Origin of the sequence: Variovorax saccharolyticus, from assembly GCF_030316765.1 — a bacterium.
Classification (GTDB): Bacteria; Pseudomonadota; Gammaproteobacteria; order Burkholderiales; family Burkholderiaceae_C; genus Variovorax; species Variovorax saccharolyticus.
This window is the reverse complement of record NZ_JASZYT010000002.1, coordinates 728034-744112: the sequence shown is the minus strand read 5'-3', so window position 1 is coordinate 744112 and position 16079 is coordinate 728034. Positions and strand designations below refer to the sequence as shown.

17 protein-coding genes are annotated in these 16079 nt (G+C 68.4%); 5 read left to right on the top strand and 12 right to left on the bottom strand.

Annotated features, from left to right (window positions below):
- Position 1 precedes the first annotated feature (1 nt).
- From yjfF to QTI45_RS09620, 5 genes are all read right to left on the bottom strand, one after another.
- The gene (gene yjfF / locus QTI45_RS09640; RefSeq protein WP_444813266.1) at positions 2 to 1024 is read right to left on the bottom strand and encodes a galactofuranose ABC transporter, permease protein YjfF; all 1023 of its coding nucleotides are present in this window, start codon (positions 1022 to 1024) and stop codon (positions 2 to 4) included.
- 8 nt (positions 1025 to 1032) lie between these two features.
- Positions 1033 to 2079, bottom strand: coding sequence for an ABC transporter permease (locus QTI45_RS09635; protein WP_444813262.1), 1047 nt, complete (start codon positions 2077 to 2079; stop codon positions 1033 to 1035).
- A 5-nt stretch (positions 2080 to 2084) separates the two neighbouring features.
- On the bottom strand, positions 2085 to 3605 hold the full coding sequence (locus tag QTI45_RS09630; RefSeq protein ID WP_444813261.1) for a sugar ABC transporter ATP-binding protein: 1521 nt from the start codon (positions 3603 to 3605) through the stop codon (positions 2085 to 2087).
- 145 nt (positions 3606 to 3750) lie between these two features.
- A complete protein-coding gene (locus QTI45_RS09625; protein WP_286368990.1) occupies positions 3751 to 4716 on the bottom strand; it encodes an ABC transporter substrate-binding protein in 966 nt (321 codons plus the stop codon).
- A 92-nt stretch (positions 4717 to 4808) separates the two neighbouring features.
- The gene (locus tag QTI45_RS09620; protein ID WP_286368989.1) at positions 4809 to 6263 is read right to left on the bottom strand and encodes an aldehyde dehydrogenase family protein; all 1455 of its coding nucleotides are present in this window, start codon (positions 6261 to 6263) and stop codon (positions 4809 to 4811) included.
- Between the two features lie 88 nt (positions 6264 to 6351).
- On the opposite strand from QTI45_RS09620, the gene QTI45_RS09615 reads away from it, so the two are divergent.
- From QTI45_RS09615 to QTI45_RS09600, 4 genes are all read left to right on the top strand, one after another.
- Complete coding sequence (locus tag QTI45_RS09615) at positions 6352 to 7311, top strand: LysR family transcriptional regulator (protein ID WP_286368988.1); 960 nt, start codon at positions 6352 to 6354, stop codon at positions 7309 to 7311.
- Positions 7312 to 7542: 231 nt separating this feature from the next.
- Positions 7543 to 7893 carry an alpha/beta hydrolase gene (locus QTI45_RS09610; RefSeq protein WP_286654178.1) on the top strand — a complete coding sequence of 117 codons (351 nt, stop codon included), beginning with the start codon at positions 7543 to 7545 and terminating at the stop codon, positions 7891 to 7893.
- A 240-nt stretch (positions 7894 to 8133) separates the two neighbouring features.
- The gene (locus tag QTI45_RS09605) at positions 8134 to 8802 is read left to right on the top strand and encodes a response regulator transcription factor (RefSeq protein WP_286368986.1); all 669 of its coding nucleotides are present in this window, start codon (positions 8134 to 8136) and stop codon (positions 8800 to 8802) included.
- Between the two features lie 10 nt (positions 8803 to 8812).
- The gene (locus QTI45_RS09600) at positions 8813 to 9775 is read left to right on the top strand and encodes a formylglycine-generating enzyme family protein (protein WP_286654177.1); all 963 of its coding nucleotides are present in this window, start codon (positions 8813 to 8815) and stop codon (positions 9773 to 9775) included.
- 22 nt (positions 9776 to 9797) lie between these two features.
- Here QTI45_RS09600 and QTI45_RS09595 read toward each other — a convergent pair whose 3' ends face one another.
- The 3 genes from QTI45_RS09595 to QTI45_RS09585 are packed head-to-tail and all read right to left on the bottom strand — an operon-like array spanning position 9798 to position 11623.
- Positions 9798 to 10364, bottom strand: a complete 567-nt coding sequence (locus tag QTI45_RS09595) for a hypothetical protein (RefSeq protein ID WP_286654176.1) — start codon at positions 10362 to 10364, stop codon at positions 9798 to 9800.
- A gap of 40 nt (positions 10365 to 10404) precedes the next feature.
- Complete coding sequence (locus QTI45_RS09590) at positions 10405 to 10800, bottom strand: hypothetical protein (RefSeq protein ID WP_286368983.1); 396 nt, start codon at positions 10798 to 10800, stop codon at positions 10405 to 10407.
- 10 nt (positions 10801 to 10810) lie between these two features.
- Positions 10811 to 11623, bottom strand: coding sequence for a hypothetical protein (locus QTI45_RS09585; RefSeq protein ID WP_286654175.1), 813 nt, complete (start codon positions 11621 to 11623; stop codon positions 10811 to 10813).
- A 227-nt stretch (positions 11624 to 11850) separates the two neighbouring features.
- Between QTI45_RS09585 and QTI45_RS09580 the strand changes: the two genes are divergently transcribed.
- Positions 11851 to 12225 carry a hypothetical protein gene (locus QTI45_RS09580; protein WP_286654174.1) on the top strand — a complete coding sequence of 125 codons (375 nt, stop codon included), beginning with the start codon at positions 11851 to 11853 and terminating at the stop codon, positions 12223 to 12225.
- 52 nt (positions 12226 to 12277) lie between these two features.
- Here QTI45_RS09580 and QTI45_RS09575 read toward each other — a convergent pair whose 3' ends face one another.
- From QTI45_RS09575 to QTI45_RS09560, 4 genes are all read right to left on the bottom strand, one after another.
- Entirely contained in the window at positions 12278 to 12613 is a 336-nt protein-coding gene (locus tag QTI45_RS09575; protein ID WP_286368980.1) for a hypothetical protein, read from the bottom strand.
- Positions 12614 to 12689: 76 nt separating this feature from the next.
- The gene (locus tag QTI45_RS09570; RefSeq protein WP_286654173.1) at positions 12690 to 13568 is read right to left on the bottom strand and encodes a hypothetical protein; all 879 of its coding nucleotides are present in this window, start codon (positions 13566 to 13568) and stop codon (positions 12690 to 12692) included.
- A 195-nt stretch (positions 13569 to 13763) separates the two neighbouring features.
- Positions 13764 to 15209: an NAD-dependent succinate-semialdehyde dehydrogenase gene (locus QTI45_RS09565; protein ID WP_286654172.1), complete on the bottom strand. Its 1446-nt coding sequence runs from the start codon at positions 15207 to 15209 to the stop codon at positions 13764 to 13766.
- A gap of 57 nt (positions 15210 to 15266) precedes the next feature.
- The gene (locus QTI45_RS09560; RefSeq protein ID WP_286368977.1) at positions 15267 to 15884 is read right to left on the bottom strand and encodes a hypothetical protein; all 618 of its coding nucleotides are present in this window, start codon (positions 15882 to 15884) and stop codon (positions 15267 to 15269) included.
- Positions 15885 to 16079: the final 195 nt, after the last annotated feature.

The following is a 16079-nucleotide window of genomic DNA, read 5'->3' as shown; positions in this document are numbered from 1 at the left end:
GTCAATGCGACGCCGTGCCGCGCGCCGTGAACAGTCGCTGCAGCAGGCAGAAGACGAACAGCAGCACGCCGACCACGATGCGGGTCCACCACGAGCTCAAGGTGCCGTCGAACGAGATCAGGGTCTGGATGATGCCCAGCATCAGCACGCCGAACAGCGAGCCCACCACGTAGCCGACCCCGCCGGTGAGCAGCGTGCCGCCGATCACCACGGCAGCGATGGCATCGAGTTCGAGCCCGACCGCGTGCAGGCCGTAGCCGGACAGCATGTAGAAGGTGAAGACCACGCCGCCCAGCGCCGAGCAGAAGCCCGACAGCGTGTAGACGCCGACCACGGTGGAGCGCACCGGCAGGCCCATCAGCAGCGCCGACTGCTCGCTGCCGCCGATCGCATAGACCGCGCGGCCGAAGGGCGTGAAGTGGGCGACGAACACCGCCAGCGCCACCACCGCCAGCGCGATCAGGGCCGACAGCGAGATCGATGCATCGCCCCACACCGGCAGGCGCCACTGCGAGACCTTGGCGTAGAACTCGTTGGTGATGCTGATCGAGTCGATGCTGATGAGATAGCACAGGCCACGTGCGAGGAACATGCCGGCCAGCGTCACGATGAAGGGCTGCAGCCTGAAGCGCTCGATCAGCAGGCCCATGAAGGCGCCGAAGAGGGTGCCCATCGCCAGCACCAGCGGGATCACGATCGCCGGGCTCCAGCCGTGCTTCTCCACCAGCGAGGCCGAGACCATGGTGGTCAGCGCGATCACCGAACCGACCGACAGGTCGATGCCGCCCGACAGGATCACGAAGGTCATGCCGACCGCGACGATGCAGACGAAGGCGTTGTCGATCAGCAGGTTCAGGAACACCTGCGGCGAGAAGAAGCCGTCGTAGAAGACCGAGCCGAGGCTCGCCATCAGCATGAACAGCGAGATGGTCGCCGCCAGCGGCAGGTACTTCGGATTGAGGCGCCCGCCCGCGGGCCGCCGAGGCGCGGCCGCTGCCGCGTTGGCCTCGCGGTCGTTCGACACGACCGCGCTCACGAAGACGCTCCCTGCGCCGGCCGCTGCGCCAGGTGCCGCAGGCTGGCGCGGAACTCGGCCGATTGCAGCAGCATCACCGCGAACACCACCACCGCCTTGACCACCAGGTTGATCTCGGGCGGCACGCCGAGCGAATAGATCGCGTAGGTCAGGGTCTGGATGATCAGCGCGCCGATCACGCTGCCGACCAGGCTGAAGCGGCCGCCGGTCAGCGCGGTGCCGCCCAGCGTCACGGCCAGGATGGCGTCGAGTTCGAGCAGCTGGCCGGCGTTGTTGCCGTCCGCGCTCTTGACGTTGGAGCTGATCAGCAGGCCGGCGACGCCGGCGCAGAAGCCGCAGAACATGTAGGCGCCGCCGATGATGCGGCGCGCCCGCACCCCGGCCACGCGCGCCGCGCCGGGGTTGATCCCCACCGCCTGGATGAACAGCCCGAGCGCGCTGCGCGTGATCGCCAGGTACAGCAGCGCAAACACCAGGCCGGCGACGTAGACCGAGAACGGCAGCCCGAACAGGTAGCCGCTGCCAATGAAGAAAAAGGGTGTGTAGTAGATGGTGATGATCTGGCCGCCGGTGATCAGTTGCGCGATGCCGCGTCCGGCCACCATGAGGATCAGCGTCGCGATGATCGGCTGCATGCCGACGCGCGCGACCAGCAGGCCGTTCCACAGGCCGCACGCCAGCGCCGCACCGAGCGCGCCCATGATCGCCAGCCACATCGGAAAGCGGCTGGCCTGCGCGGCCCCGCTGCTGCTCAGCGAGCCGCCGATCATCCAGGCCGCGATCGCCGCTGCGATCGCCACCACCGCGCCGACCGAGATGTCGATGCCGCGGGTGGCGATCACCAGCGTCATGCCGAGCGACACCAGCACCAGCGGCGCCGCGCGGTTCAGGATGTCGATCAGGCTGCCATAGAGATGGCCGCTGCGCCATTCGAGGTGCAGGAAGCTCGGATTGAAGACCGCATTGATCGCCAGCAGGATCGCCAGCGTGACCAGCGGCCAGGCCAGGCGATGGCGAAACAGCCGGGCGATGGATCCGGACATGGCGTTCATGTGTCCGCCGCGATCAGTTCATACACCGCGTCCTCGCTGCTGCCGCCGACCAGTTCGCCGACCTTGCGGCGGTCGCGCAGCACCGCGATGCGGTGCGACACGCGCACCACCTCGTTCATCTCGGAGGAGATGAACAGCACCGCCATGCCACCGCCCGCGAGTTTCAGTATCTCGTCCATGATCTCCTGCTTGGCGGCGACGTCGATGCCGCGCGTGGGCTCGTCGAGGATCAGCAGCCGCGGCTCGATCGCCAGCCAGCGCGCCAGCACCGCCTTCTGCTGGTTGCCGCCCGACAAGAGGCCGATCGGCGTCTCGATGCTGGCGGTCTTGATGCCCAGCGCCTTCACGAAGCGCTCGGCCAGCGCGGCCTGCTCGGCGCGCGACAGCGTGTTGCGCACGCCGCGCCGCGCCTGCAGCGCCAGCGCGATGTTCTCGCGCACCGACAGCTCGGCCACGATGCCGTCGGTCTTGCGTTCCTCGGGGCACAGCGCGAGGCCGTGTTTCACCGCGTCGGCCGGGCTCGCGAGCTCGACCACCACGCCATCGACGCGCAAGCGGCCCTGGTCGGGCCGGGCGAGGCCGAACAGCAGCCGCGCCAGTTCGGTGCGGCCCGCGCCGAGCAGCCCGGCGAGGCCGACCACCTCGCCGCTGCGCACCTGCAGGTCGACCGGCTGCAGCTGGCCGCGCTGGCCCAGGCCCTCGGCCTCGAGCAGCGCCGGCGCCGCCGCTTCGATGGCCGGCAGTTCCGCATGGCCGCCGGCCCGCGCCGCGAACTCGCGCCCGACCATCGCCGAGATCAGGGCCTGCGGCCCCAGCTCGGCGGTCGGCCACTCGCCGACCCAGCCGCCGTTGCGCAGCACCGTGATGCGGTCGGACACCGCGTAGACCTGGTTCAGGAAGTGCGTGACGAACAGGATCGCCAGACCTTCGCCGCGCAGCCGCCGCAACACCGCGAACAGGCTCCTGACCTCTTCGTCGTCGAGGCTGGAGGTGGGCTCGTCGAGGATCAGCACCTTCGACGACAGGCCCAGCGCACGCGCGATGGCCACCATCTGCTGCACCGCGACCGAATAGCTCGACAGCAGCTGCGTGACGTCGATGTCGACATCGAGCCGCGCCAGCAGGGCTCGCGCCTCGCGGTGCACCATGGCCCAGTCGATCCGCCAGCCCTGCGCCAGGCCGCGGCGCGGATAGCGCCCGGCGAAGATGTTCTCCGCCACCGACAGGTTCGGGCAGAGGTTCACCTCCTGGTAGACCGTGCTGATGCCCAGGCGCTGCGCATCGAGCGGCGACGCCGGCCGGATCGGCTGGCCGGCCAGCGCCATCTCGCCGCCGTCGGCCGGATAGACGCCGGTCAGCACCTTGATCAAGGTCGACTTGCCGGCACCGTTCTGCCCCAGCAGCGCATGGATCTCCCCGGCGCGCAGGCGCAGCCCCACGCCGGACAGCGCCGGGACGCCATTGAACTGCTTGTCGATGCCGCGCAGCAGCAGCACCGGCGCGTCGGGAGAAGTCAAGCTGTCCATGCTCTCCAAAAGTACTCTGCGGCCGCGCCAGCGCGCCGCTTGTTCGTGAAACACCGCGGAACCGGCTTCGCCGGTCCGCCGGTGTTGCCCCCTAGAGGGGGAGACGGCTACACGAAGTGAGCCAAGCCGGGGGTGGTCAATACTTCCGATTGGGGAATTCGGCCTTGGCGACTTCCATCGGGAAAATCCCTTCCTTCGTCAGGATCCGCTTGGGCAGCGGCTTGCCGGCCTTGATGTCGGCCACCGCCGCCATCAGCTGCGGGCCCAGCAGCGGGCTGCACTCGACCGAGACGTTGAGCTTGCCGGCGATCATGGCCTCGAACGCGCCCTTCACGGCATCGATCGAGATGATGATGATGTCCTGCGCCGGCTTCATGCCCGCCTCCTCGATCGCCTGGATCGCACCGATCGCCATGTCGTCGTTGTGCGCATAGAGCACGTTGATCTTCTTGCCCTCGGCCTTCAGGAAGGCTTCCATCACCTCCTTGCCCTTGGCGCGCGTGAAGTCGCCGGTCTGCGAGCGGATGATCTTGAACTTCGGATCGGCCTTGATGATCTCCTCGAAGCCCTTCTTGCGGTCGATCGCCGGCGCCGAGCCCACCGTGCCCTGCAGTTCGACGATGTTGATCGGGCCCGCGTTGCCCTTCTCCTTCTCGACCAGCCAGCGGCCGGCCTTGCGGCCTTCTTCGACGAAGTCGGAACCCATGAAGGTCACATAGAGCGAATCGTCCTTGGTGTTGACCGAGCGGTCGGTCAGCACCACCGGGATCTTCGCGGCCTTGGCCTCGAGCAGCACCGTGTCCCAGCCCGACTCGACCACCGGCGAGAAGGCGATGACGTCGACCTTCTGCGCGATGTACGAGCGGATCGCCTTGATCTGGTTCTCCTGCTTCTGCTGCGCATCGGAGAACTTGAGCTCGATGCCGGCTTCCTTGGCGGCCGACTTGATCGACTCGGTGTTGGCGGTGCGCCATTCGCTTTCGGCGCCGACCTGGGCGAAGCCGAGCACCGGCTTCTTCTGCGCGAAGGCCGTGGCCGGCAGCAGGGAGGACAGCGTGGCGGAGGCCAGCGCGATGTTGAGCGTGCGACGGGTCAGTTTCATGATGTCTCCTGGTTGGCGTGGTGAGAAAACTCTAGTCAGTCGAGGACAGAGCAAGAACTGCTGCGCAGTTTCTTGGTCTGTCCCGCGAGGTCTCAGGCATGCACGTACCCTGTCTTTACGCTGGTGTAGAACTCCGCCGCATGCCGGCCTTGCTCTCGCGGGCCATAGCTGGAGGCCTTCCGGCCGCCGAAGGGAACGTGATAGTCGACCCCCGCGGTGGGCAGGTTGACCATCGTCATGCCGACCTTCGCATGGCGCTTGAAGTGCATCGCCCGCGCCAGCGACGTGGTGCAGATGCCGGCGCAGAGCCCGAAGGGCGTGTCGTTGGCGATCTGCAGCGCATGCGCGTAGTCGTCGGCCCGCAGCACGCAGGCCACGGGGCCGAAGATCTCCTCACGCGCGATGCGCTGCTCGGGCCGCGCCAGGAACAGGGCCGGGCTCATGTAGTGGCCGACCGTCGCGCGCTGCAGGGCCTCGCCTCCGCACACGTGCTCGGCGCCCTCCTCGCGCGCACTGGCCACCGCCGCCAGGTTGCGCGCCAGCTGCACGCGATCGACCACCGGCCCGATGTCGGTGCCGCGCTCCAGCGCATGGCCGACCTTGAGCGATGCCAGCCGCTGGCGCAGCTGCGCCACGAAGGCGTCGTGCACCGGGGCCTCGACGATCAGGCGGCTGGAGGCAGTGCAGCGCTGGCCGGTCGAGAAGTACGCACCCTGCACCGCGCAATCGACCGCTCGCGCGAGGTCGGCGTCGGCCAGCACCAGCAGCGGATTCTTGCCGCTCATCTCGAGCTGGACCTTGGCGCGCCGGCGCGCCGCGCCCTGCAGGACCAGCTCGCCGGTGGCGACCGAGCCGGTGAAGCTGATCGCATCCACCAGCGGGCTGTCGACCAGCGCCTGGCCGACTTCGCGCCCGCTGCCCATCACGAGGTTGAAGGTGCCCGCCGGCAGCGCCGCGCGGCTGATGATCTCGGCCAGCGCCCAGCCGCAGGCCGACACCAGCTCGGAGGGCTTGAAGACCACGCTGTTGCCGTGGGCGAGCGCGGGCGCGATCTTCCAGGCCGGGATCGCCAGCGGGAAGTTCCACGGCGTGATCAGCCCGACCACGCCGAGCGGTTCTCGCGTCACGTCCACCTGCACGTCGGCACGCACCGAGGCCAGCACCTGGCTGCCGCTCACGCGCAGCGCCTCGCCGGCGAAGAACTTGAAGATCTGGCCGGCCCGCGCAGCCTCGCCGACCGCCTCGGGCAGGGTCTTGCCCTCCTCGCGCGCCAGCAGCAGCCCGAGCTCTTCGCGGCGCGCCAGGATCTCGCTGCCGATCTGGTCGAGCACGTCGGCGCGCCGCTGGGGCGTGCTCTGGCTCCAATGGGGAAAGGCGTCGGCCGCGGCGCGGATCGCCAGTTCGGCCTGGCTGCGGTCGGCACGCGCGTACTCGGTCACCACTTCGCGGGTGTCGGACGGGTTCTCGCTCAGGCCCGAGGTGACGCCACTCTGCCAGCGGCCGTTGATGTATTGCCGTGCCTTCTGCTGGAGATCGCTTCGCTTCACAGTGGCGCGAGTTTAGGAATCGCACCGATATCTTTCCAATCAATATTTGGATCGAATCCATACCCGAAGAAGCATTCAGGTAAACCCCATGACGAACTACACGCACTGGTTCATCCGTGCGCGCCTCAAGACCCGGCAGCTGCTGTTGCTGGTGGCCCTGGCGGAAGAAGGCAACATCCATCGGGCGGCCATGGTGCTGAACATGACGCAGCCAGCCGCCTCCAAGCTGCTGAAGGATCTCGAGGACGTGCTGGAGGTGTCGCTGTTCGACCGCCTTCCGCGCGGCATGCGGCCGACCTGGTATGGCGAGATCATGATCCGCCACGCACGGGTGGCGCTGGCGAGCCTGAACCAGGCGCACGACGAAGTCGATGCGCTCAAGGCGGGGCGCGCCGGCCAGGTCAACATCGGCGTCATCACCGCGCCGGGCCTGGTGCTGCTGCCGCCGGCGGTGGCGGCCGTCAAGCGCGAGCATCCGAACCTGCGCGTGTCGGTCGAGATCGAGACCAGCCCGGTGCTGCTCGATCGGCTCGAGCAGGGCAAGCTCGATCTGCTGGTGGCGCGGCTGTTCGCGGAACACGACAAGAGCAACCTGCGCTACGAAGCCCTGACCGAGGAGCCGGTGTGCGCTCTGGTGCGGCCCGGCCATCCGCTGCTGGGGATGAGCGGCCTCGGCCTGCGGGACCTGGTCTCGGCGGGCTGGATCGTGCCGCCGGCGGGCAGCGTGCTGCGGCATCGCTTCGAATTGATGTTCCAGGAGGAAGGACTGGCGCCGCCGATCAACGTGATCGAGACCGCCGCCCTGCTGTTCATCACCCGCATGCTGCAGCAGAGCGACATGGTCGCGGTGCTGGCCACCGATGTGGCGCGCTATTACGCGGCCCACGGCATCGTCGCGCTGCTGCCGGTCGAGATCCCCTGCCACATGGACGCCTTCGGCATCATCACGCGCACCGACCGCCTGCTTTCGCCTGCGGCCAAGGTCATGATGAAGGCGCTGAAGGCGGCCAGCTTCGGCGCCTACGGGCGGCGGCTCGAGCCCGATTGAGGCCGATCGAGGCCGATCGAGGCCGTCATTGCAATTTCGCCATGGCATGCGGCGAAGTCTTCGCGCTTCGGTTATCCCGCGCTACGCCGCACCGTGACCCCCCTCATTGTTTCGTTGCCGGCAACACCGCGATTCTTTTTGTGCGGGTTTCTACCTAGATCCCGGGCCTAAACTTGCCCCACGGATCGCCCAGGAGCGCTCCGGACGATCCATCCAAACAAAGGAATCCAAATGAAGACCTCGCACCTCATCGCCGCCGCCTCCCTGTCGCTGCTCGCCGCTGCCGGCGCCCATGCCGAAATCTATGACGGCGTGCACGCCCTGACTTCCGCGAACAGCCGCGCCGAATTGAGCGCTCAGGCCGCCGTGGCCGCGCGCAGCGCCAATCCCTACGCGGAAGGCTACGGCAACGGCGTGACCACCATCGCCAGCAGCCGCGACCGCTCGACGGTGCGCGCCGAGGCGGTCGCCGCCGCCCATGCGCCGAACCAGAACGTGCGCCGCGAATCCTTCGCCGGCAGCGTGATCCCCTCTCAGTTCGGCGGCGCCCGCGTCAGCAGCACGCGCCAAGCCGCCCTCTGATCAGGCGACTGGCTACCCAAGGAACCGGCCCGGCGAAAGCAGGGCCGGTTTTTTTCGCCTTGGCGCTTGTGACATCCTGATTTCCGTAAACAAAATAACTACAAAAGTAATCAAATGGCTCTCGCTTACACCAAAGGGCAGCTTGTCATGCCCTGAGGCGCCGTGTTCAATGCATCCTCGTTGCCGGCGCAACAGCCCACCGATCCGGACGGTGGCTTCGCCGGGACCAGGAGGTATGGCATGGGAAATGAGAATCTTTCTGCTGCGGACAGGGAAACACCAACGGTTCGCCTGATCGACGACGACGTCGCCTTCCGGCACGCGATGCAGCGGCTGCTGCGGACTGCCGGGCTCCAGGTGGTCGAGTACGGTTCGGTGGGCGAGATGCTGCTCGAGGGCATCGGCAGCGCGCCCGGCTGCCTGGTGCTGGACATCCACATGCCCGGCCCGAGCGGGCTCGACCTGCAGGAGATGATCGCCAGCCAGCCCGAGCCGCTGCCCGTCATCTTCGTCACCGCCGAGGCCACCGTGCACGAGACGCTGCGGGCGATGAAGGCCGGCGCCACCGATTTCCTGTTCAAGCCGGTGGACGGGGAGATGCTGCTTTCGGTGATCCGCAAGGCGATCGAGGACGATGCCGCACGGCGCCAGGCACGCCGGCGGCTTTGCGCCCTGCAGACCCGCTATTCGCGGCTCAGCCCGCGGGAGCGCCAGGTCATGGAGATGGTGGTCAACGGCGCCCTCAACAAGCAGATCAGCGCCCAGCTCGGCGCCGCCGAGCGCACGGTCAAGGCCCATCGCGCGCATGTCATGGAGAAGATGGAAGTGAGCTCGCTCGCCGACCTGGTGCGCGCCGTCGGCCAGCTGGGGATGACGCCGGACAGCGCCAGCGTCGCCGGTGCCGCCTGATACTGTCTCCATGCAAAGTCCTGCAGCCGCCAGTCCCCGCACCGCCCCGCACCCTGCCATGGTGTGGATCCCCGAGGGCAATTTCCTCATGGGCTCCGACCGCCACTATCCCGAGGAAGCACCGACCCACCGCGTGGCGGTGAAGGGTTTCTGGATCGACACCCACACGGTGACCAACGCCGAGTTCAAGCGCTTCGTCGATGCCACGGGCCACGTCACGCTGGCCGAGCGCCCGGCCAAGGCGGAGGACTATCCCGGCGCCGATCCCGAACTGCTGGCGCCGTCCTCGGTCGTTTTCCAGCAGACCCCCGGACCGGTGGACCTCGGCAATCCCCACAACTGGTGGACCTACCAGCGCGGCGCGGACTGGCGCCATCCGCGCGGGCCCGGCAGTTCCCTGCAGGGGCTGTGGAAGCATCCCGTGGTGCATGTGGCGTTCGAGGATGCCGAAGCCTACGCGCGCTGGGCCGGCAAGTCGCTGCCGACCGAGTCCGAATGGGAGTTCGCGGCCCGCGGCGGCCTCGAGGGCGCCGAATACTGCTGGGGCGACGAATTCAAGGTCCGCGGCCGGTCGATGGCCAACACCTGGCAGGGCCAGTTCCCGTGGCAGAACCTGCTGGAAGACGGCTACCAGTGGACCGCACCGGTCGGCTCTTTCGCGCCCAACGGCTACGGCCTCTACGACATGGCGGGCAACGTCTGGGAATGGACCACCGACTGGTACCAGGAGCACGGCCGCATCGCGCACGCCTGCTGCACGCTCGACAACCCGCGCGGCGGTGCGCTCGAGGACAGCTACGACCCGCGAACGCCCGCGGTGCGCATTCCACGGCGGGTGATGAAGGGAGGCTCGCACCTGTGCGCGCCGAACTACTGCCACCGCTACCGGCCGGCGGCGCGGATGGCGCAGCCGATCGACACCTCGACCTGCCACCTTGGCTTTCGCTGCGTCGTGCGCGAAGAGTCCTCCTGAGCAGCGGTTCGCTCTTCCTCTTCTAGACCGGAAAAGCGGCAGGGGAACTCTTGAGCCGGAAGCCGGTGACGAGCAGGCACAGGCCGACCGCCAGCGCAAAGAGGCCGATCAGCAGATGACGCGCTTCGGCGCTTCCGAAGCCGATCAGCAGACCGACGCCCAGCAGCAGCGTGCAGGCGCTCACGAACAGCGCCGCCGCCGCGCCGCCGCGCTGCCCCGCGCGCCGGCCGGCCAGCACGTAGATCAGGCCGACCGCACCGAGCGCGATGCAGGCCGTGACGGTGCCGCCCACGAAGGCCACCGAGCCCAGGATGCGGGCCTCGATGTCGGGGTAGGCCAGGGCCACGGCGCCGATCGCGAGCCGGATCAGCGCGTCGACCAGCGCCAGCACGAAGAGCCAGTTGAAGCGTGCCGCCTTCGACAGCGAGAAGGCCACCGCCAGGGCGAGCAAGCCGTCGCACAGCGCATAGAGGCCGTTGCGGCCGAGGGCCTGCGCGACCGGCGTCGAAGCCGGCGCCAGCAGCACGACCAGCGCGAACAACACGCCGACGGCGCCCCGAAGCAGAAGCAGAACGCGCAATGCCGGCATGACGGATGCTCCTTGGTGCGTCAGGGATTCCAGCGCCGGATCAGCCTTCGGTCCACGGCTGCACCAGCACCCATGGCGGCGTCTTCGACTTGGTGTTCTTGCAGAAGATGTAGCTGCCCGCGCCGAGCAGCGTCTTGTAGCGATTCTCGATTTCCGCCAGCCGGCAGGCGGCGCGGCCCTTGGGATCCTTGGCCGGCGTGACGCTGCCGCTGCTGGAGCCGGCCGCGTTCGCCCAGCTGACCTTGACGCCGTCGGCGCCCGAGTCGAGGGCGCCGTAGACGGTCTTGCTCATCAGCTCCATGTCGGCCTTGCTGAACTTGGTGATGGGCGTCTCGCGCATGCCGTTGTAGTAGCTCAGCGGGGTGGCTGAGGCCGTGGCCGCGGCTGCCATCGCCGCCGCGATGGCGAGCCCCTTCAGTGTGTCGTTCGCGCGCATGCCGGACTCCTCATTTGGGAAGAACGAAATTGACCTGGAACCGGACGAACCAGTCCGACGCATTGTCAGGCCGGATCACGTTATAGCCTGCGCCGACGACGAAGTTCATCGGCACGAAGCCCTCAGGCCGGACCAGCAGCGAATAGGAGACGCCGAGCGGCACCGTCCAGCGCTGGCTCGAGCGCGTCTGCTCCCAGTCGGCGGTGACGATGCCCACATAGCCGAGCGACTGCTTCGAATCCAGCCGGTAGCTGACGATGGGCTGGAAGGTGAACGCACTCACGTTCGGGCGGTTGTCGTCGCCCGCGACGGACCAGACCTGCGTCGCCAGCGCGCCGACGGTCCAGGGCCCGGACTCCTTGATTCCGACGACCGCCGGTCCCAGCGACCACTTGCCGGCGCCCAGCCGCTCGTCGGTCGCGGTGCGCATCACCATCGCGGGCCCGACGCCCCAGATCCAGCCGCCCGCGCTCGGCGTCGGCGCGAAGAAGCCTTCGTAGGTGATGTCGCCGAGGCCGTCCTTGCGATCCTGGCCCGGCAGCAGCGCGGGATTGGACAGCAGCGGAACGATGGCCCGATTGATCAGCGACCAGCCGCCCCCGATCTTGACCGGGTAGACCGGCTGGATGTTCAGCGTGTACTGGGGCTTCTCGAACGGGCCGGCATTGAAGTTGGTGGTCCATTGGAAAGGCAGCGTGACGATGTCGGCGATCGGGTTCGCCAGCTTCTTCTGCAGGTCCGAGTCGTCCTGGGCCCAGGCCGGGCTGACCGCGAGTGATGCCGCCGCCATGGCACCCCGCAAGGAGTGCTTCGAGAGCGTCATGCCGATTCCTCGTCGAGTTGAGCGTTCTGCATCTCGCTGGCCGATTCGCGTTGCGTGGGTGACGCGACCATCTTGGGTGCCGGCGCGAGCGCTGGAAATTGGCCCATCGGGCAAGGCTCATTGCCCTTTCGGGCAATCGGGCCGAGCACCATTGGCGATGGCAGACGGGCCGTCGCGGTCGTACCATGAGGCTCGCGACAGTGCATTTCCAGGAAGCAGGGGGACAGATGAAAACAACATTCGCAATCGCCGCCGTGATGATGGCCGCCAGCATCGGCATGCCTTCGACGGCCGGCGCGCAGCAGGCCGCGGATGCCGCGCTGATGGCCGGCGAGCAGCAGGAGGCGGACTTCCGCGTGATCGCCGCGCGCTGCGGCACGCCGGCCTTCGAAAAGGCCTTCTACAAGCAGTCCAGAGCCGCGGTGGCGGCTGGCCTGGTCGTCAAGAACCGCGACCCGGTCCAGGTCGAGAAGACCGTCACCTCGCTGCGGCGCAGTCCGGTCGTGCTGGTCGCGACGCAGGCCGACTGCGCGGCCGAACTCAAACGGCTGGCCGAGGTGCAGAAGCGCCGCGGCGAGTTGCTCAAGGGGAAGAAGAAATAGGCCTCGGCGCCCGCAGGCGCGACCACGCCCGGCGCCTGGCTCGCGTGCGCCGCTAGAGGGCGCCGTACACGCTCTCGTCGGGCTGGCCGCGGTCATGGCGCTTGGTCGCGGTCCGCAGGCTCAGCACCCACAGCCGCGCATGTCGCTGCTCCCGGCTCTCGAAGCGCTCCGTGAAGCGCCGGATGCCGGGCCGCTCGATGGCTGCGATCGTCATCCAGTCGGTGCCGCCGAAGGATTCCGCCTCGCTGCTGCGTTCGACCAGTGCCGGACGCAGCGCCATCACCCATTCGGTCGGTACGCGCGGATCGCGGTCCAGCATCCGCAGCGCGATCTTGGCCGCCTTGGGACTCAGCGCCTGTACCTTGTGGAGGTGGAAATCCATTTCCATGCGGCGGATCCTTTCAGATACACAAGGATACATGTGCAACTGATTCGAACGCAAGAGCGCTTTTCCGGGGGTCCGCCTATTGGGGAGTCTTCAGCCGCTTGTATTCGTTGCGCTTCATCTCGAGGTAGTCGGCGCGCTCCACTTCGTGCAGCTGGCGCGCATAGCGCTCGGTGCTGTCGAACCACTGTGCCAGGCGCTGCGGCAGCTGGGCCTCGGCCGGCGCATCGAGGTAGGCATCGATCGCGAGGTAGTAGCGCATGGTGTTGCGCTCCACGACGCCGAGCACGCCGCCCACCAGGTTGGGCTGGCCCGAGGCGTCCTTGTCCTTGGCGCTGAAGCCGACCTTGTCGCTGCCCAGGGTGGAGAGATAGCCCTGCATCGCGATCCGCGCCGCCGTGCCGTAGGCGTAGGCGTAGGCCATGTGGATGAAGGTCTTGCCGTTGGGCAGCGGCGTCGCCTCGAACTCGATGCGGTAGTCCCGGGTCGACAGCGGCCCCTTGTCGGCGCTCAGGCGCGCGCTCATGTAGTCCGCCGCCGAGACCGGCGGCTGCCAGACGAACTCGATGCGCTGCGCGTCCGACAGCGGCTGGTCGAACTTGCGGCCCACCGACACGGCCAGCATCGTCCCTGCCCCGCCTTCGCGCACCGCGCAGTACTTGGTATTGAGATGCAGCATCAGCACGTCGCACCACACGGCCGGCTTGGTGAGCGCGCCGCTCACCTGGGCGAAGGGGTGGTCGACCAGGGCGAAGATGTGGCCGCTCAACTGGCCCGAGGCCTCGCTCGATTCGAGCACCAGCGGCCGGTTGAAGGCGTTCTTGTCGAACTGCGACTTGACCGCTTCGTGCTTGGCCAGCAGCGCAGCGGCGCTGCCGAGCTGGGTCTGGGACCAGACCAGCGCCGGCAGCAGGAGGCAGACACACACAAGGATCCGGCGGAGCAAGGCGTTTTGCATGATGCCCGCCATTGTGGTCCCCGCCGCCAATGACGCAAGAGCCGCTCATCAAAACGGCAAGAGGCGGGAAGGCCGGCGCAGCCCGGCCCGTTGGTGAAACACCGCGGAACTGGCTTCGCCAGGCCGCTGGTGTTGCCCCCAGGTCAGGGGGTGGGCGCCCGGACACGAAGTGCCGGGCAACCTGGGGGGCGAGCCCTACACCGCCATGATGGAGACGGCCTTGGTGTTGAGGTAGTTCTCCATCGCCTCCGGACCACCCTCCGAGCCGTAGCCCGAATCCTTGATGCCACCGAAGGGCATCTCGGGCGACGGCGCGGCCGGCTGGTTGATCCAGAGCATGCCCACTTCCATGCGCTGCGAGAGCAGGTGGGCGTTCTTGATCGACTGCGTGAAGGCGTAGCCGGCCAGGCCGAAGGGCAGCCGGTTCGCCTCGGTGATCGCCTCGTCGAGCGAGTCGAAGCCGCGGATCGCCGCGATCGGGCCGAAGGGCTCGTTGTTGAAGACGTCGGCCTCGAGCGAGACGTCGGTCAGCACCGTGGGCGCGAAGAAGTTGCCGCTGCTGCCCACGCGCTCGCCGCCGGTCGCGACCTTGGCGCCGGTGGCGCGGGCGTCTTCGAGCACCTTGGCCATGGCGCCCAGGCGGCGCGCATTGGCCAGCGGCCCGAGCGTCGTGCCCTCGGCCAGGCCGTCGCCGAGCTTGAGGCTTTCGGCATGCTTGACCATGGCTTGCGCGAAGGCCTGCTTGATGCTGTTGTGCACCAGGAAGCGGGTCGGCGAGATGCACACCTGGCCCGCATTGCGGAACTTGGCACCGCCCGAGGCCTTCACGGCCAGTTCGACGTCGGCGTCGGCCGCGACGATCACCGGGGCATGGCCGCCGAGCTCCATCGTGGCGCGCTTCATGTGCTGGCCGGCCAGTGCCGCGAGCTGCTTGCCCACCAGCGTCGAGCCGGTGAAGGTGACCTTGCGGATGATCGGATGCGGGATCAGGTAGTTCGAGATCTGCGCCGGGTCGCCGAACACCAGGCCGACCGTACCCTTGGGCACGCCGGCGTCGACGAAGGCCTGCAGCAGCGCGGCCGGCGAGGCCGGAGTCTCTTCCGGCGCCTTGCACAGGAAGGAACAGCCGCTGGCCAGCGCCGCACCGAGCTTGCGCACGATCTGGTTGATCGGGAAGTTCCACGGCGTGAAGGCGGCGACCGGGCCGAGCGGCTCCTTCAGCACCAGCTGCTGCGCTGCGAGGTTGCGCGAGGGCACGATGCGGCCGTAGACGCGGCGGCCTTCGTCGGCGAACCACTCGATGATGTCGGCGCCGGCGAGCACTTCGCCGCGGGCTTCGGCGAAGGGCTTGCCCTGCTCCTGGGTGAGGATGCGGGCGATCTCGGGGGCGCGCTCGCGCAGCAGTGCGGCTGCCTTGCGCATGGTGATGGCGCGCTCGTTGGCCGGAATCCGGCGCCAGGCTTCGAAGCCGCGCTGGGCGGCATCGAGTGCGCGATCGAGGTCGGCGGTCGCCGCGAAGGCCACCTTGCCGATCGGCAGGCCGGTGGCCGGGTTGATCACGTCCTGGGTCTTGCCGCTGGCGGCGTCACACCATTCGCCATCGATCAGCAGGCGGGTGTCGGGGTAGCTGGGGGTGGTCATGCAGAGTCCTTGAATTGCGAGGCCGCCCCGCAAGCAGGAGGCGGCCGCCAATCCTACCTAACTCGGCGGCGGCTGCGAGGGCGGAGGGCTGTTCGCACGCACCCAGTAGAACTGCCGGGCCACGGCGGCGGCCTCGACCCGCAGCCGGCGCACCGGCTTCACGCCGATCGCGCCATCGACCGAGCAATGCAGCGGCTCGCCCTCGGCGAGGCTGCGATGCGCCTCGAGCATCGACTGCAGCGACACGGCGGCGCTGTTGCGGCCGGCGTCGATCGAGCGCACGAAGAAGCGCTCCCGGGTCGCCACCAGCTGGCTGCGGGCGTCCGGATCGAGGTCGGCCCCGGCCAGGCGCAGGCCCTTCCATGCCGCCTCGACGTCGAAGGCCAGCATCACGGCATCGGGCGTGTCGATGCCCTTGAGCGACCCGCTCTGGGCGGCGGCGAGCCAGCCCAGCAACTGCGGCGTGAGTTCGAAGGACACCATGGCCGCGGGCGCGCCCGGCAGTCCCGGCACTTCGACGAAGACGCTGCGGCAACTGCGGCTCGCACTTTCGGTCCGCCGCGCCTGCTCCCGGCGTCGCTTCGCGCGCACGTGGGCGACCGCAGCGAAGCCCGCCACCGGCGCGGCGAAGGCCAGCACCTTGAAGGCGTCGTAGCCATAGACGGCCAAGCTCATCCCCGCCCCTTCGGGCGCGTGCCGCAGCGACCCCGCACCGACCTCAGATTCACACTGGCTCCTCGTCGCGACCGCCGGCTCGCCCGAACGGCGAGCGGCATGCGCTGACCGTATATCGGCGCTGCGGCGAAAAACTTGAGCTCGAAAACTTGAGCTCGCCCCCAGGTTGGGCTCACTTCGTGTAGCCCGCCCACC

Bases quoted from the DNA above. Each gene is read 5' to 3' on its own strand.
- QTI45_RS09610 (WP_286654178.1), top strand. From the start codon at position 7,543: ATGAAGACCTCGCACCTCATCGCCGCCGCCTCCCTGTCGCTGCTCGCC.
- QTI45_RS09565 (WP_286654172.1), bottom strand. From the start codon at position 15,209: ATGACCACCCCCAGCTACCCCGACACCCGCCTGCTGATCGATGGCGAA.
- QTI45_RS09605 (WP_286368986.1), top strand. From the start codon at position 8,134: ATGGGAAATGAGAATCTTTCTGCTGCGGACAGGGAAACACCAACGGTT.
- QTI45_RS09615 (WP_286368988.1), top strand. From the start codon at position 6,352: ATGACGAACTACACGCACTGGTTCATCCGTGCGCGCCTCAAGACCCGG.
- QTI45_RS09600 (WP_286654177.1), top strand. From the start codon at position 8,813: ATGCAAAGTCCTGCAGCCGCCAGTCCCCGCACCGCCCCGCACCCTGCC.
- QTI45_RS09560 (WP_286368977.1), bottom strand. From the start codon at position 15,884: ATGAGCTTGGCCGTCTATGGCTACGACGCCTTCAAGGTGCTGGCCTTC.
- QTI45_RS09635 (WP_444813262.1), bottom strand. From the start codon at position 2,079: ATGTCCGGATCCATCGCCCGGCTGTTTCGCCATCGCCTGGCCTGGCCG.
- QTI45_RS09575 (WP_286368980.1), bottom strand. From the start codon at position 12,613: ATGGAAATGGATTTCCACCTCCACAAGGTACAGGCGCTGAGTCCCAAG.
- QTI45_RS09580 (WP_286654174.1), top strand. From the start codon at position 11,851: ATGAAAACAACATTCGCAATCGCCGCCGTGATGATGGCCGCCAGCATC.
- QTI45_RS09570 (WP_286654173.1), bottom strand. From the start codon at position 13,568: ATGCAAAACGCCTTGCTCCGCCGGATCCTTGTGTGTGTCTGCCTCCTG.
- QTI45_RS09590 (WP_286368983.1), bottom strand. From the start codon at position 10,800: ATGCGCGCGAACGACACACTGAAGGGGCTCGCCATCGCGGCGGCGATG.
- QTI45_RS09595 (WP_286654176.1), bottom strand. From the start codon at position 10,364: ATGCCGGCATTGCGCGTTCTGCTTCTGCTTCGGGGCGCCGTCGGCGTG.
- QTI45_RS09625 (WP_286368990.1), bottom strand. From the start codon at position 4,716: ATGAAACTGACCCGTCGCACGCTCAACATCGCGCTGGCCTCCGCCACG.
- QTI45_RS09585 (WP_286654175.1), bottom strand. From the start codon at position 11,623: ATGACGCTCTCGAAGCACTCCTTGCGGGGTGCCATGGCGGCGGCATCA.